This window comes from Sinorhizobium sp. 8-89, from assembly GCF_030124325.1.
Taxonomy (GTDB): Bacteria; Pseudomonadota; Alphaproteobacteria; order Rhizobiales; family Rhizobiaceae; genus Sinorhizobium.
Map to the genome: position 1 here is coordinate 62,409 of NZ_JASKLR010000002.1, position 14,672 is coordinate 77,080.

Consider the following 14,672-nt stretch of genomic DNA (forward strand, 5'->3'; position numbering starts at 1 on the left):
TCATGGAATATGTCGTCGATGCTGAGAAGTTTCCGCATGTTGCGGCCGGCTACCGCTATGCTGCTGACGTGGTTGGAGGTCGCATTCCAGCGTGCGAGTTCGTACAGCAGGCGTGCCAACGGCAGCTGGATGATATTGCCAGCTCGGTGAGCGCCGAAGGGTGGTTGTATTACTTCGACCACGACGCTGCGGAGCGTGTTTGCAAGTTCACTTGTTTCCTCCCGCACATCAAAGGGCCGCTCGCCGGCCAGAACCTTACACTCGAGCCGTGGCAGTCGTTCATTCTAACAACCGCTTTCGGTTGGCTGCGACACGACAACGGCAAACGACGCTACCGACGCGCTTATATTGAAGTGCCCCGCGGCAACGGAAAGACGACGCTGTCTGACGGGCCGGCGCTATACTGCGGTTTTGGCGAGAAAGAGGGCGGCGCCGAGGTCTACTCTGCGGCGCGCACAAGAGATCAAGCCAAGGTCGCGTTTTCGGCTGCGCAGGCGATGCTTCGTCGCGCTACCGCGTTGCGGACGGCACTCGGCATCGATGTTGAGGCGCACCGCATCATCCAGATGCGGTCGAATAGCTACTTCGAAGCACTTTCCGCAGACGCTGACTCGCTCGACGGCAAGAACGTGCACTTCGCGCTAATCGACGAGTTGCACGCCCACCGCGACCGCAGCGTTTACGACGCCATCGAAACGGGCGCTGGAAAGCGCAATCAGTCGATGGTTTGGGCGATCACGACGGCTGGTGCCGACAAGACCGGCATCTGCTACGAGCATCGCGCCTATACGCGCAACATTCTGAAGGGCACGGCTCTCGACGATACCTACTTCGGCATCATCTACACGATCGATAACGATGATGACTGGACCGAAGAAGCGACGTGGCAGAAGGCAAACCCGAACTATGGAATCTCGGTAGAGCCGGAGCACGTAGCCGCGCTTTGCCGCAAGGCGATGTCATCGCCCGCATCTCAGGCCAACTTTTTGACGAAGCACCTGAACGTCTGGATCCAGACGAACGAGGCGCTTTACGACATGCGCGCCTGGGATCGGTGCTTTGACGAAGATCTAGACATTGAGGACTTCGCTGGTGAGCCCTGCCGTATCGCGGTTGACCTGGCCTCCAAGGTCGACATTGCAGCCGTTGTCGCGCTGTTCGAGCGGGCCGGTAAGGTGTACCCGTTCGCTCGCTTCTACGTGCCGGAGCAAGCCATCGTTGACAGCCGCAACGATTCGTACCGTGGGTGGGAGGCCGAAGGCAAGCTGATCGCCACGCCAGGGGATGTGATCGACATCGATCGTATCGAGGCAGACATTCTTGACTTGTCTGGTCGCTTTCACGTGCTGGAGGTGGCTTACGATCCGTGGCAGGCGCAACAGATGGCTAACCACTTGGCCGAGCAGGGCGCCAACGTCGTTGAGTATCGGCAGACGGTTCAGAATTTCTCGGAGCCTACGAAAGAACTCGATGCTCTTATGCGCTCTGGGAAGCTCGGCCACAATTCTGGACCGCGTGACCCGTTGTCTTGGATGATCGGCAATGTCGTCGGGCACTACGACGCGAAAGAGAACGTTTACCCGCGAAAAGAGCGGCCAGAAAACAAGATAGATGGCGCGATCGCACTAATCATGGCTTTGGGCCTGCACCTTCGTGCATTCGGTGGCGCGCACGCTCCCTCCCCATGGGAAGATCCTAACTTCAAGATAGCGGTGGTTTGATGTGGCCATTTAGAAAAACCGCCGCGGAAACGCGAGCGAGCCTGGAAAACCCGAGCGTTCCGCTCTCCGACGTCAACGCCTGGCGCACGCTGATGGGCGAATGGCATGGCGTCGCCGGAGTTGTCGTGACGCACGAGACGGCGCTCGAGGTGCCGGCCGTGTGGTGCGCGGTCAACTTCATCGCAAATACGATTGCCAGCCTTCCTCTGCAAGTGTTCCGAAAGTCGGAGAATGGACGCGACACGGTCGAATCCGACCCGCTTTACGGCATCCTGCACGATGCTCCGAACGACGAATTGACCTCGTTTGCGTGGCGCAAAGGCATGATGATCAACACGCTGCTGCGTGGCCGCGGTGTTTCGTTCATCGAGCGAAACAAAGCCGGCAGGGTGATGAACATCTGGCCCCTCGACACCGATAAGCTGACGATTGAGCGTAAGAGCGGCCGCAAGCTTTACCACTACGATGACGGCGGGCGGAAAGTCACCTATGCAGCCAACGAAGTCCTCGACCTGACTTTTATGCTGAAACCAGACGGCGTCTCGCACGTCGATCCGGTTACGAAGTTGAGGGGTGCTGTCGGACTTTCGCTTGCACTCGACGAGTATGCTCGCAAATTCTTTGCGAACGGCGGGGTCCCTCCGCTGGCACTCTATGGCCCGATGCCTTCACCCGCAGCCGCAACGAGAGCATCGCAGGACGTCGAGAAGGCCGTTCGAGACGCCAACGCCGAGCGTCGAAACGTAATGATCATGCCGACAGGGCATGAATTGAAGGCCGTAGGCGTCGATCCGGATAAATCGCAGATGGTGGAGTCTCGCCGGATGCAGATCGAGGAGATCGCACGTATTTACGGCCTCCCGCCGGTCTTCTTGCAGGACCTGACACACGGCACGTTCAGCAACACGGAACAGCAAGACCTCGCATTGACCAAGCACCTGATTTCCCAGTGGGTTAAGGCGTGGGAGCAGGAATTAAACCTTAAGCTGTTCTCGGCGCGTAACCGCACCAAATTCTGCGAATTTAATATCGACGGATTGCTTCGCGGTGAATTTCGCACCCGCATGGAAGGCTACGCCAAGGGCATCCAGAACGCCATCTACACACCCGATGAGGTGCGCGCGATGGAGAACTGGCCGAAGCATGGCGGCGAAGCGGAAAAGCTTCACATCCAAGGCGCCACTGTCCCTCTGGGCATGCAAAGCATGGTCGCGAAGCAGCCAGCCAACGACAACAAACAAGACGAGGCGGAAGAAGCCGCATGACGGACATTGAAAAACGTGGCGGGCTTCACGGCGTTGAGGCCCGCGCCGACGATGAGAAGCGCACGCTGGTCGGCTACGCCGCCGTATTCAACAGCGACACCGACATTGGCGGATGGTGGACGGAGCGAGTTGCGCCAGGTGCCTTTGCCAATGCGATCGGCGGAGACGTCCGCGCACTCGTCGACCATGACATGGGGCGCGTTATCGGCCGCACCAAGAGCGGCACGCTGCGTTTGAAGGAAGACGAGCGCGGTCTGCACGTTGAAATTGACGTGCCAGACACGTCCGACGGGCGAGACCTTTGGACACTCATCGAGCGCGGCGACATCAGCGGCATGTCATTTGGCTTCCGCGTCACGCATGACGAATGGGATGAGAGCGGCGACATTCCGAAGCGCACCATTCACAAGGTCGAACTGTTCGAAGTCAGCGCTGTTGCCTTCCCGGCGTACGACGACAGGAGCATCGGCAAGCGCTCTCTGCAGGAGTGGCGCGACGTGCGCTCGGCGCCAAAAATTACAGATCCGGCGGCAGCGCCGGTAAAAAGGGCGGCAATCACAAAGACCCGCCTAAGAATGGACCTTGATCTCAAGGTCCGCAGCACGCGCTGACCAGCGCTGTCACCCACCAAAAATGATCCACTGAGCTCGCTTCGGCGGGCTCTTTTGTATGGAGACTCCATGTCCAAAATTATTGAACTGCGCGAAAAGCAGCAGAAACTTGTCGCTGACGCCCGCGCACTCCTGGCAGACATCAAGGACGACACCGCAGAAGCACGTGTCGCCGAACTTGAAGCTCAGCATGACTCGGCCATGGCCGAATATGACCGCCTCGAAGCGCGCATCAAGCGCGAGGAGGTCCTGGAGGCGCGCGAGCGCGACCTGAACGCCGCTGACGATCGCCGCCCGACGGGTGAAGATCGATCGGTGCAAGGGGGCCGGCAGGAGAACGCCGACGAAGCCCGCGCTGCTGCGTTCCGCAGTTACCTGCGTCACGGCCTGGAAGACATGCCCGCGGAGCAGCGAAAGATCGTGCGTGAAATGCGAGCTCAGGCGGTCGGGACCGATTCCAAGGGCGGATATCTCGTGCCGGAAGGGTTCATGGCCGAACTGGTCAAGTCGCTCAAGGCTTGGGGTCCGATGCTGGATCCGGGCGTTACGCGGGTGCTGACCACGACCGCCGGCAATTCGATCCCGTGGCCGACGATGGACGACACCTCTAACGAGGGCTCGCTCATCGGCGAAAATACGCAGGTCACCGAGAGCGAAGTGGCGTTCGGCACAAAGACGCTCGAGGCGTACAAGTACACCTCCGGTGTCGTGCTGGTCTCCGCCGAGCTTCTGCAGGACTCCGCGATCGACGTCGAAGGGACCGTTCGTTCGGCAATGGCTGAACGCATCGGCCGTATCGGCAACCGCCATTTGACCGTCGGCGATGGTTCGGCAAAGCCGAACGGCATCGTTACTGCGGCAACCGCTGTTACCGGCGTTGCCGCTGCCGCTGCGGTCACCTTCGACAACCTGATCGACCTCTTTCACGCCGTTGACCCAGCTTACCGTGACGACCCGTCCGCTCGCTGGATGTTCAACGACGGAACGCTGAAAGCGCTTCGAAAGATCAAGGATGCGGAAGATCGATATGTGTGGCAGCCGGCCGATGTGAGGACGGGCGCACCCGCGACCATTCTCGAGAAGCCGTATAGCATCAACCAAGCGGTGGCCGCGATCGGTGCCTCGAACAAGTCGGTCCTGTTCGGAGCTTTCAACCGCTACGTCGTGCGCATGGTCCGCGAATTCGCCATCCGTCGCCTCGTTGAGCGTTACGCTGACTACGATCAGACGGGCTTCATCGGCTTCACCCGTCTTGACGGGGAATTGCTCGACGCGGCCGCGGTCAAGTCGCTTCAACACGCCGCGTCCTAACAAGAGGAGGGAGGCTTGGGCCTCCCTATTCCCATGAAGATCAAAGTTTTGTCGAGCCTAGCCGGCGATACATTTTCGTATCGCCGCGGCCAACTCGTTGATGTCGACCTCTTCAAGGAACAGGTGGGCGCTGGTTGGGAGGCTCTAGTTGAGTTCGTTGAAGGTGCGGAGCCGACGGCAACTGTATCACCAAAGGCACGTCGAAAATGAACGAATGGACACGGCTGGTACGAATGATTGCGCCGGCAGGACCGGCCGTGACACTCGCGGAGGCCAAGCGCCATCTGCGAGTCCTGCACGATGATGATGACGCCGACATTGCGGCGATGGTCGCCGCCGCGGAGGCGTCGATCGAAGGGCCGAACGGTATCGGAATTGCGCTGCTACCGCAGACATGGCGGATGTCACTGGACCACTTCCCTTGTGAGATTGTTGTTCCGCTAGGGCCGGTCACGTCGATTTGTAGCATTACCTACACCGATACAGACGGAAATTCCGCTAGCGTTTCCAGTTGGCGCACCGATTTTGACGTGCAGCCACTTCGAATCTGGCCAGCGCGAGATATGGTTTGGCCTTCGTCGGTATGCGAGCCGGGTGCGGTGAAGGTGACTTTCGTCTGCGGGTATGCGGAGACGCCGGCTGATTTGAAGGCCGCACTTAAGCTGCTCATCGGGCATTTTTACGAAAACCGTGAGGCGGTGGCAGACGGTGGCCTGTCCGAGTTGCCGCTGGGCGTCGCTGCGATCCTCGAGCGGTATCGAGTTGGAAGGGTCGCCTGATGACCGCCGGCCGCATGCAATCGATTTTCCGCTTCGACAATCGCAGCGAAGTCGAGGACGGATTCGGCAATACCGTTGGTAATTGGATCGAGGTGTTCCGCGGTGCTGCAGAAGTCACGTATCTGCGCGGCTCTGAGACTGTGATGGCGGCGCGTCTCACGGGCAAGCAGCCCGCGATCTTGAAGATCCGCTCTAGTGAAAAGAGTCGTTCGCTAACCACCGATTACCGAGCCGTAGACGCCCGCTCCGGAACCGAGTTCGCGATCCGTGCCGTCACCCCGACCTCTGACCGGCTGTACCTCGAAATTCTCGTCGAAAGCGGCGCTCCAGCCGCCTAACTAATAGGAGGCCGACTTGGCCGATTTGAGCATTCAAGATCTGTCCGATGAGGACGGCGGCGCCGTGACATTCGCGGCAGCTGCCTCTGGCGGCGATAAGTTCGTGTGGGAAAGCCAGGCCTTTCTCGTGGTCAAGAACGACGACGCGTCTTCGAAGACGGTCACCTTCACGCCGGCGTTCAGCACGATCAATGACGAGCGGTATGGCGAACTCACGCGCTCCAGTATCGTTGTGACCGTGGCGGCTGGTACCGTTGCTCTTGTTCCGCCGCTACCGATCGCGTTTCGAAATCCGTCGGACAACAACAAAGTTGCGATCACGTATTCCGCCGTGACATCGCTCGGCATAGCCGTCGTGAGGACTGCATAATGGTGCACGGCATCGCGGCGCTTGAGAAGAAGCTGGCCGCGATGCCCAAGAGGGTGGAGCACGCGACCAGAAAGGCCATGGAAAAGGGGGCTGAGGAACTCTGTCAAATGATGCGCCGATTGGTGCCGGTTGACAGCGGCGACCTCAAGGCCTCGATTTCGTGGACGTGGGGAGAGGCGCCGAAGGGCGCGCTTGTTCTTGCGGAGAGCGAACCAACCGAACGCGGTCTCAAGATCACAGTCTATACGACAGACTGGAAAGCTCGCTGGGTAGAATTCGGTACAGTGAAAATGAGCGCGCAGCCGTTCTTTTTTCCCAGTTGGCGGTCGCTCAGAAAGCGCATCAAATCGAGGATCGTGCGCGAGCAGAGAAAAGCCATCAGGTTCGTTGGCCCAGTTACACAGAGTGAAGCATGAGCGCGTCGGCCGAACTTCAAAAATTGCTTTTTGACACGCTCAAGGCCGACGCTGCGGTCATGGCCCTTGCGGCCGGCGTTTACGATCGCGTTCCCGCAGACCCTTTTGGCGACAAGACGGCATATGTCAGTTTCGGGCCGGCGGACGTCGTCGACGACAGCGCCGAGTGTGTCATCGCAGGAGAGCACACGATTCAGTTGGATGCTTGGTCCAAGGCGGTTGGCCAGGTCGAGTGTAAGCGGTTGGTGGATCTGATCTACAAGGCGCTGCACGAGCAGTCGCTCGAGTTGGCCGAAAACGCGCTTGCCGAGATCCGCGTCGACTTTCGGCGTGTGTTTCTCGATCCAGATCCCCTCATCACTCACGGTGTCGTCACGATTACAGCCCGCATTGAGGAATTGTGATGACCTGGGCGATTTTTCACGCCGAAACTAACTGGAGCCGGCCCAATTGCCGATTCTCCTTCAACGCGCAGCCAAAGCCTGAGCCCCAGCAGTTCCCGCATGACTTCGTTGAATACGCCGTCTCGATAGGACGAGCGACGAACGTGCCGCCACCGAGGCGGAAAACAAAAACGGGCGCGTAGCCCACACCCAAACGGCCGCCGATGAGCGGCCTTTTTATTGGAGAGTAATATGGTTGCGCCCACTACAGGCAAATTTCAGCACATGGTCGTTGAAATCGAAACGACTCCCGGCTCAGGCGTCTATTCGAAGATCTGCGGCCTAACTTCCCGCGGTATCAATCGTCAGTCCAATATGAGCACGTCTGAAGTGCCCGGCGACTGCGATAACGAGGCCGCCCCATCGAGTGTCCAGAGAGATGTTCAGTCGCAGGAAGTTACCATCAACGGTTCTGGTGTTTGGGCTGCCCAGTCTCACGAGATGATGCTGGATTACTGGTACAGCGGCCAGCCGAAGAACATTCGCGTTCAACACGTCAACGCGGCCGTCGGTGATACGGAGTACGAAAGTGGGTCGGCCTATTTGACTCAGCTTAACAACGCCGTCGAGAAGGGCCAAAGCATCACCGCCGAGGTCAACTTCGAATTCGACGGCGTCCCGACGCGCACTGCTAAGGTCGCCTAATGCGCGGTGCAGAGGAGATCGTATGGGCGGGAGGCGAAAGCGCCTTCCGCCTCGGCATAGGTGAGCTTCGCGCCATCGAAAGCAAGTGCGACGCCGGTTGCGCCGTCGTTCTTATGCGCTTGCTCTCGTCGAGTTGGAAAATCGACGACGTATTGCAGCCGATCAGACTGGGGCTCGTCGGCGCCGGGATGCCCGAGCGAGACGCCAAGAGAAAACTCGATCGAGCGCTCACGCTGGCAAGCCCATACGCGCTCGCGGTCACATCTGCCGAAATACTTAGGCGCTTTGTGATGTGGGAGACGCCAGACCAGCCGGGGGAGCCGGAGGCGGGGATAGCGGCGGAAAGCAACTAGACCCGCTGCCAAACGGCCTGACGCGCTGGTCGACTTATTACGGTGCTGGTGCGGTTATGGGTTTTAGCCCGCGAGACATCGATGACATGACTCTCTGGGAGTTTGCGGCGTGCTCTGAGGGCTACCGCAAGGCTCATCAGACGGAAGAGCAAGCCCCGCCGCCGATGGCCGACGATCAGTTGGCCGAGCTCGGCATTCAGGGTTTCTAAAGGAGCGCGCATATGGCCGCCAACGACGATCAAGCTCGCCTGCTGGTGAGCATAGAAGCGACACAGGCCAAATTTGAAAAGCAGTTGGCGGCCATTGCTAAGCGAGCCGGTGATACGGCAGGCGGAATCGAGCGGAACTTCAAGCGCGCCAACGACAACGCGGCGAGCAGTTTTTCATCGTCTGGAGCCAAGATCACTCAATCGCTTGGCGCGCAGAAGGCCGCCGCTCAGCAGCTTTCGTTTCAGCTAAACGACATCGCGACGCAGCTTGGCTCTGGAACGTCCCCGTTTCGAGTTCTTGCACAGCAGGGCGGCCAGGTCGTCCAAGCGTTGAATCAGGCAGGCGGCGCCGCTGGCGCGGTGCGGGCAATAGGCTCTGCATTCGGGCAGATACTTAACCCTATCGGCATTGCAACGATTGCTATCGGTACGCTCGCCGCTGCCGCTTATGAATACTTCTCGGCAACAGAGGACGACGGCGAGAAGGCCAACAAGACGCTTGAGGAGCATCGGGGTAAGATTAAGGCGGCGCTTGAGGCGTGGGGCACGTCCGCTCCGCAGGCGCTGGTTGACTACAACGCTGAACTGGACCGAATCGCAGAATTCAACGCGAAGCAGGCAGGTCTTAAGGATGCGCTTGATCAGGTAACGCAGCCTCTGAAGGACGCGCTGTCTGACATCGAATTCGGCGTTACAGACGTTCAGCAGTCGCTGATCGACCTTGGCAAGCTGGATGCAGCTAGGGGTATTCAGGACGATTTTGATGCCCTGAAAAAGGCGATCGAAAGCAACGAGGACGCTACTGAGGAAGCAGCGAGACTGCTGAATTCGCTCGGTACGGCTGCCGAGGCGTCCGGGGGAGTGCTTGCGCGCAACCTGACTGCCGCGCTGGAATCCCTCAGCAAAAAAATGGCCGAGGTTAGCGAGCGCGCAGGTGCGCTTCGCGGAAACCTTCAAAGCTTGCAAGATCCTGCGCGCAACGCAGTCAACGCGATTCCTCTTCCTTCGATCGGCGGATCGGTCACGTCTGGCGCTGGCGTTTTCAACCCCTCCCAGACTCAGATTGAGATGGCCGAGGAGGCGAAGAGGGCGGCGGAACAGGCCGCCAGAGAGGCCGAACGCGAAGCTACGCAGGCGGCCAGAGAGGCGGCCAGAGAGGCGACCCGAGCGGCCAAGGAAGCCGCCGACAAGCTCACCCGCGCCATCACAACTCAGTCCGCGGTCGCGGTAGATGCTGCAGCCACACTTCTTGGCCAGAACGAAACAGCAAACAGAGGGAACATCAATGCCTTCTTGAAGGCTGGTGGCGTTGACCTTGATGCTGCGACAACCGCTTGGTGCGCTGCCTTCGTCAATTCCGCATTGGCGCAGGTCGGGGTTGCCGGCACTGGAAGCAATGTCGCCACTAGTTTTGCAAACTGGGGCGTGAGTGTCGACCCGTCGCAGGTTATGCGCGGCGACGTTCTCTTGGATTCCAACGGCGCTGCCGCTGGACAGACTGGCGGCCACGTTGGCCTTGCGACTGGCATGGTGCGCTTTCAGGAGGGCATTCTGCAGTTGCAGATGCTTTCCGGTAACGCATCCAACAGCGTGCAGGAAGATTGGATTAACGCCAGCGATGTTATTGCGAGGCGCGCATCCGAGGCCATGCAGCTACCTGCCGGTGCCCTTGACCACATCGGCCAGTCAAGCGACCAGGCAAAAGCTCGCGTCCAGGAACTAGGACAGCAATATGAGCAGTTCGGCCAGATCGCCTCAACGGCTCTAAACGGGATCGCAACGGCTCTTGCGGACGGGAAACTTGAGGGCAAAGAGCTTCTTCAGATACTTATGCAAGTCGTGCAGCAGCTTCTCACGATGCCATCGGCCGGAGGCGGTCTGTTCGGCGGGCTCGGCGGGGGCGGGGGCGGCTTTGGCGGTATTCTGTCGGGGATTCTCGGGTCGATTTTCCACGACGGCGGTGTAGCTGGTGGACCCGCGCCGCAGCGTATGGTCTCGCCTTCTACGTTCTCTGGCGCCAAGCGCTACCACACAGGCGGTGTGGCTGGCCTTATGCCTGGAGAAGTGCCTGCGATTCTGCAACGCGGTGAGGTTGTCTTGCCGCGTGGCACGAAGATGGGCGGGCAGCAAGGCGTTCAGGTTTCTGTCGGCGTTAGCGTCGACGACGACGGCAAGTTGCAGGCTTACGTAAAAGAGGTGAGCCAGCAGGAGGTGAGTGCTGCGGCGCCGAAAATTGTATCGGCGGCCAACCAGCAGGCACCTGCTGCGGTCGCGGCGCATCAGCGGACCAAGGGCGGAGCGGAGTGGCGTTAAATGGCTGAAATCATTCAATGGCCCATCTGCGTTCTTCGCCCGCAACAGGCCAGCGCGAACCTTGTTCCGTTCTCGCGTAGCGGCGGAAGAACGCTCGGCGGTGTGGAGCCATCGACCAGAACAGATCTCGGCTACTGGGCGATCGACTATGGCAACATCGTCGTATCGAACAAAAACCGCGACCAGTGGCAAGCCTGGCAAGCCATTCGGCAAAAACTCGGCGGCCGCTCCGGTCTGATAGCGGTTCGCGTTCGCTCCAGCCTGTCAGCCCCGTACGTCTCCGGCAAATTCGAGCCTGTCATTGATACGGAACACAGCGACGATTCGCCGTTCGACGACGAGACGCCATACGTTCAGGGCGCCATTTCGGTCGTCACCGACGGCGTGACGGCGGTGGGCGCAACGTCGATCCGACTGCGCATCATCAACGCCGACGCCAACCTTGTGGGCGTGCGGTTTTCGTATAACCACGCTCTTTACGAGACTGGACCCGTCACCAGCGTGGATGGGGACATCTGGACCGTGCCGATCTCGCCTTCGGTGCGTGAGCTTATTCCTGCCGGCGCCGATCTCGAGTTCGACCAGCCGACATGCCTCTGCCACCTGGCGGAGGATCGCGGCATGGACATCGACCAGAACGCGGTGGGCAAGTTTTCGCTGCCTTCGGTGAGTTTCGTAGAGGCGGTGGATTACTGGTCGAATTTGTAGCCGCCAGTAGCAGTCTGTAGCAATCTGTAGAGGCAACATGGCAATTAAATCGTTGCGCATCCTCTGCGACATTGAGTTGCCAGAGGAGACAATCCGCGTTTGGGATGGCTCGGGCGGCCCGTTCATTGACCTTGACGGCAACAGGTATCGGCCAGCGCAGTTCACAGAGGACGCGCTGCAGTCGATCGAGGCGGCCATCAACGGCGAGGCATACACGCTGGCGCTATCGCTCATTTCGGTGACGCAATCCGCCGCGGATAGCATCTGGGATTACGACGAAACGACGAGCGTGCAGGGCTCTCCGTTCGTTCTCAAACTGCAGTTCATGGACGACACCGAGCAGCCCGATGGCGACCCAATCGTCGTGTTTACCGGAGAAATCGACAACCTCGACGTTGCCGACGAATCCAGCGCCGATGGCATTAAGTCGGTCGTCAACCTTGAAGTCACGAACCTCTTCACACTGCGCACCGTAACGAATGGCGCCGTTCTGTCGGACGTCGACCAGCGGGCACGATCAGCGGTTCTAAACCCGTCGGCGGCAGACGATCAGTTCTGCAAGCGCGTGCCGCTGATGCGTGACGCCACCATCAAGTGGCCCAATTGGTAGCTGGCGCTAACGCTCTTGCTGCTTTCCTCGCCGACAACAACACTCGCCCTTGGCAGCCCGGCCACGTCGACTGCTGCATGGTTCTCGCTGACTGGGCTATTTGGCTCGGCCACGCGGATCCAGCTACCCACCTGCGCGGCACGTACGACAGCGACGAAGGCTTCCGCGCCATCATAGCGGCCCACCAGGGCGCCGTTCCGCTGGTGGCAGCCTGCGTAGCCAACATCAAAGGCAAGCTCGTCCAGCGGCCCGCACGCGGCGCCCTCGGCGTCATCGGCAGCACATCTAACATTCATCGGCAGTTCGGCGCGATCCACGACGGCGAAGGCTGGCTCGTCCGCATGCACGGCGGATTCGGTCGCATGACGGCGCGAACGCTAGCGGCTTGGACAATCTGACAGGGGGCAAGCTTGCCTGGCATTATCGACAGCATTGCGCTGATCGTGTCGTCTTTGGCGACTACGACCTTCGCCGCGAACGCTCTTTATCTCGGCACGTACGCGGCAATTACGGCGGGCTTGACGCTGGGTGCCTCCTTCATTCAGGGTGCCTTCGCCTCAAAGCCGGAAGTGCCGAAGCCCGACGACGGCAGCTATAACCTCAAGCAGAGCGTGCCGTCGCTCCCGTATGTGCTCGGCCGTGTGAAGAAGGGCAGCGACTACGTTTTTCTAGAGGAAACGTCGGGAACCGCCCACCACATCATGGTCTGGGCGGGACATCGGATTCACCAATTTGTGCAGCATTACCTGCACGACGACAAGGTAACGCTCAATGTTGATGGCGGCGTCACCGATCCCGGCCACTACGATAAGGACGGCGTCAGCTTCGTTCACATAAAGACGAAACTCGGCCTGAATGCCGAGACTGCCTATTCGGAAGTCGTCACGGCATTCCCGACGATTTGGAATAACAACTGCCGCGGCGACGGGCTCGCGTCCGTCTACATGCGGGTGAGCACTGTTGATCAGAAAGACTTCCTCGACGTCTTCCCCAACCAAATGCCGGAGCATTCGGCGGTCGGCGACGGCGCGCTACTCTACGACCCGCGCAAGGATAGCACGCAAGGCGGCTCCGGGGCGCATCGCTATACCAACCCGAACACTTGGGAGTTCTCCAAGAATCTGGCGCTGATGCGGCTTTGGCACCTTTGCCATCCAGTCGGCGGCAAGATGTCCTATGAGAACATGTATCTGCCGGATTGGCAGAACGCGGCCGACGTCTGCGACGAAAACGTGACGAACCGCACTGGCGGCACTGAGAAGCGCTATCACGGCGGCTTCTGGTTCCGCGCCAGCAACGATCCGATCGAAGTCGGGCGCATCATGGACGAGGCGGCTGAGCTTGTCGTCTACGAGCGCGCCGACGGCAAGATTGGAGTGCATGCCGGCGAGTTCGTGACGCCGGATGTGCGTTTGACTGCCGAGGCGATTTACAGCATCCGCGTCGACAAGAACAAGCGGCGCGCCAACACGGTGCTCGGCGTGCGAGGCCGGTACGTCAACACGGCGAAGGACTACATCACCGAGGACGCCGCGATCTACGGCGACCCTTATGCCGTGGTCGACGACAATACGGAGCGCACGCGGACTTTCGAGAACGCGGCAATCCAGAGCCACAACCACTGCCAGCGCAAGCAGAAACTCACCTTCGTCAGGGCGAACGCGCGCAAGGTGTCGGTGGTCGCCGACTCTACAGCCGACGGCGCTCGAGACATTCCTTACCGGCGTTTCGTGACGGTTCATTACCCCAGCCGGGGATTGGCGGAAGCGACGATCGAGATCACGTCCAGCGTGACGATCGACCTGCGCAACATGCGCATTTCGTTCTCGGGCATTCTGGTGAACTCGAGCCTCTACGACTTCAACGCCGCCACGGAAGAAGGCGAGCCAGGCGAATCCGTTGAGCCATTACCCGATTCTGGCGTGCCTGTGCCGGTCGACTTTGCTGCGACGATCCAAACGGAAGTCGTTTCGGGCGGCGCTACGGCGGCATTCATCAACGCGACGTGGGACTTCGTCGACGACACTCTGACTTACGAGCTCGAATACGACCGCACCAGTGGCTCGACGGGCGTGCAGTCGGTGTTCTCGCAGGCTGGCGACACGCAAGTGCGCTCCGGCTATCTGGTCGATGGCGAAGAATACAAGGTTCGCCTGCGCGCGTGGGGTGGCGGCACCAAGTCAGAGTGGACGGACTACATCTTCCTGACCGCTACGGCGGATCCGGTTGCGCCGGGTGCAGTTGTATCTGTCTCGGTGACGCCGGCAGCAGGGCAAGCAACGTTTCAATGGACCGCGCCGAACAGCGCTAACTACTACGCCTGCCGAATCTACATCAACACCACGAACGACTTGGGAACAGCCACGCTCGCAGCGACCGAATACGGGCCGCCGAGCGCGACTGACTTACGTGTCGTCACGTCACTCGCGGCCGGCACCTACTACGGCTGGCTGCGGTCGATCAATCCGTCTGGCGTGCCGGGTACGGCGGTCGCGACTGGATCGTTCGTCGTGACGTAACGGCCTGACGTAACGTCCTGAAATAGCAACAACAATCGAGTTTTCAGCCCTGGCTAGCGCC

General features: G+C 59.9%; 16 protein-coding genes. All 16 read left to right on the forward strand.

The window, feature by feature from the left end:
* The first annotated feature begins 2 nt into the window (after window positions 1–2).
* The 16 genes from QN219_RS04770 to QN219_RS04845 all read left to right on the forward strand — a co-directional run bounded on the left by QN219_RS04770 (window position 3) and on the right by QN219_RS04845 (window position 14,611).
* Window positions 3–1,721: a terminase TerL endonuclease subunit gene (locus QN219_RS04770; RefSeq protein WP_283998397.1), complete on the forward strand. Its 1,719-nt coding sequence runs from the start codon at window positions 3–5 to the stop codon at window positions 1,719–1,721.
* 92 nt (window positions 1,722–1,813) lie between these two features.
* Window positions 1,814–2,986, forward strand: a complete 1,173-nt coding sequence (locus QN219_RS04775) for a phage portal protein (protein ID WP_283998399.1) — start codon at window positions 1,814–1,816, stop codon at window positions 2,984–2,986.
* Window positions 2,983–3,597 carry an HK97 family phage prohead protease gene (locus QN219_RS04780; protein ID WP_283998401.1) on the forward strand — a complete coding sequence of 205 codons (615 nt, stop codon included), beginning with the start codon at window positions 2,983–2,985 and terminating at the stop codon, window positions 3,595–3,597. Before QN219_RS04775 ends, QN219_RS04780 begins: the two co-directional genes overlap by 4 nt.
* A gap of 69 nt (window positions 3,598–3,666) precedes the next feature.
* Window positions 3,667–4,908 (forward strand): phage major capsid protein, encoded by a 1,242-nt coding sequence (locus QN219_RS04785; RefSeq protein WP_283998402.1) that lies wholly within the window; start codon window positions 3,667–3,669, stop codon window positions 4,906–4,908.
* Between the two features lie 206 nt (window positions 4,909–5,114).
* Window positions 5,115–5,687 (forward strand): head-tail connector protein, encoded by a 573-nt coding sequence (locus QN219_RS04790; protein WP_283998404.1) that lies wholly within the window; start codon window positions 5,115–5,117, stop codon window positions 5,685–5,687.
* On the forward strand, window positions 5,687–6,025 hold the full coding sequence (locus QN219_RS04795) for a head-tail adaptor protein (RefSeq protein ID WP_283998406.1): 339 nt from the start codon (window positions 5,687–5,689) through the stop codon (window positions 6,023–6,025). The genes QN219_RS04790 and QN219_RS04795 overlap by 1 nt, the downstream gene beginning before the upstream one ends.
* Before the next feature lie 16 nt (window positions 6,026–6,041).
* Complete coding sequence (locus QN219_RS04800) at window positions 6,042–6,395, forward strand: hypothetical protein (protein ID WP_283998408.1); 354 nt, start codon at window positions 6,042–6,044, stop codon at window positions 6,393–6,395.
* A complete protein-coding gene (locus QN219_RS04805) occupies window positions 6,395–6,811 on the forward strand; it encodes an HK97-gp10 family putative phage morphogenesis protein (RefSeq protein WP_283998410.1) in 417 nt (138 codons plus the stop codon). Before QN219_RS04800 ends, QN219_RS04805 begins: the two co-directional genes overlap by 1 nt.
* The gene (locus QN219_RS04810) at window positions 6,808–7,215 is read left to right on the forward strand and encodes a DUF3168 domain-containing protein (protein WP_283998412.1); all 408 of its coding nucleotides are present in this window, start codon (window positions 6,808–6,810) and stop codon (window positions 7,213–7,215) included. Before QN219_RS04805 ends, QN219_RS04810 begins: the two co-directional genes overlap by 4 nt.
* Before the next feature lie 231 nt (window positions 7,216–7,446).
* Window positions 7,447–7,899, forward strand: coding sequence for a phage tail tube protein (locus tag QN219_RS04815; protein WP_283998414.1), 453 nt, complete (start codon window positions 7,447–7,449; stop codon window positions 7,897–7,899).
* A complete protein-coding gene (locus QN219_RS04820) occupies window positions 7,899–8,252 on the forward strand; it encodes a gene transfer agent family protein (RefSeq protein WP_283998417.1) in 354 nt (117 codons plus the stop codon). The genes QN219_RS04815 and QN219_RS04820 overlap by 1 nt, the downstream gene beginning before the upstream one ends.
* 221 nt (window positions 8,253–8,473) lie before the next feature.
* Window positions 8,474–10,774 carry a phage tail length tape measure family protein gene (locus QN219_RS04825; RefSeq protein WP_283998419.1) on the forward strand — a complete coding sequence of 767 codons (2,301 nt, stop codon included), beginning with the start codon at window positions 8,474–8,476 and terminating at the stop codon, window positions 10,772–10,774.
* Window positions 10,775–11,482: a hypothetical protein gene (locus QN219_RS04830; RefSeq protein ID WP_283998421.1), complete on the forward strand. Its 708-nt coding sequence runs from the start codon at window positions 10,775–10,777 to the stop codon at window positions 11,480–11,482.
* Between the two features lie 37 nt (window positions 11,483–11,519).
* Complete coding sequence (locus tag QN219_RS04835; protein WP_283998423.1) at window positions 11,520–12,092, forward strand: hypothetical protein; 573 nt, start codon at window positions 11,520–11,522, stop codon at window positions 12,090–12,092.
* A complete protein-coding gene (locus QN219_RS04840) occupies window positions 12,077–12,490 on the forward strand; it encodes a DUF6950 family protein (RefSeq protein ID WP_405052084.1) in 414 nt (137 codons plus the stop codon). Before QN219_RS04835 ends, QN219_RS04840 begins: the two co-directional genes overlap by 16 nt.
* A 12-nt stretch (window positions 12,491–12,502) precedes the next feature.
* Window positions 12,503–14,611, forward strand: coding sequence for a hypothetical protein (locus tag QN219_RS04845; RefSeq protein ID WP_283998427.1), 2,109 nt, complete (start codon window positions 12,503–12,505; stop codon window positions 14,609–14,611).
* Window positions 14,612–14,672 lie beyond the last annotated feature (61 nt).

What these genes read in the sequence shown, in the direction of transcription:
- QN219_RS04780 (WP_283998401.1), top strand. Translation starts at nt 2,983, where the DNA reads ATGACGGACATTGAAAAACGTGGCGGGCTTCACGGCGTTGAGGCCCGC.
- QN219_RS04775 (WP_283998399.1), top strand. Translation starts at nt 1,814, where the DNA reads ATGGGCGAATGGCATGGCGTCGCCGGAGTTGTCGTGACGCACGAGACG.
- QN219_RS04830 (WP_283998421.1), top strand. Translation starts at nt 10,775, where the DNA reads ATGGCTGAAATCATTCAATGGCCCATCTGCGTTCTTCGCCCGCAACAG.
- QN219_RS04820 (WP_283998417.1), top strand. Translation starts at nt 7,899, where the DNA reads ATGCGCGGTGCAGAGGAGATCGTATGGGCGGGAGGCGAAAGCGCCTTC.
- QN219_RS04795 (WP_283998406.1), top strand. Translation starts at nt 5,687, where the DNA reads ATGACCGCCGGCCGCATGCAATCGATTTTCCGCTTCGACAATCGCAGC.
- QN219_RS04790 (WP_283998404.1), top strand. Translation starts at nt 5,115, where the DNA reads ATGAACGAATGGACACGGCTGGTACGAATGATTGCGCCGGCAGGACCG.
- QN219_RS04825 (WP_283998419.1), top strand. Translation starts at nt 8,474, where the DNA reads ATGGCCGCCAACGACGATCAAGCTCGCCTGCTGGTGAGCATAGAAGCG.
- QN219_RS04805 (WP_283998410.1), top strand. Translation starts at nt 6,395, where the DNA reads ATGGTGCACGGCATCGCGGCGCTTGAGAAGAAGCTGGCCGCGATGCCC.
- QN219_RS04785 (WP_283998402.1), top strand. Translation starts at nt 3,667, where the DNA reads ATGTCCAAAATTATTGAACTGCGCGAAAAGCAGCAGAAACTTGTCGCT.
- QN219_RS04835 (WP_283998423.1), top strand. Translation starts at nt 11,520, where the DNA reads ATGGCAATTAAATCGTTGCGCATCCTCTGCGACATTGAGTTGCCAGAG.
- QN219_RS04770 (WP_283998397.1), top strand. Translation starts at nt 3, where the DNA reads ATGGAATATGTCGTCGATGCTGAGAAGTTTCCGCATGTTGCGGCCGGC.
- QN219_RS04810 (WP_283998412.1), top strand. Translation starts at nt 6,808, where the DNA reads ATGAGCGCGTCGGCCGAACTTCAAAAATTGCTTTTTGACACGCTCAAG.
- QN219_RS04815 (WP_283998414.1), top strand. Translation starts at nt 7,447, where the DNA reads ATGGTTGCGCCCACTACAGGCAAATTTCAGCACATGGTCGTTGAAATC.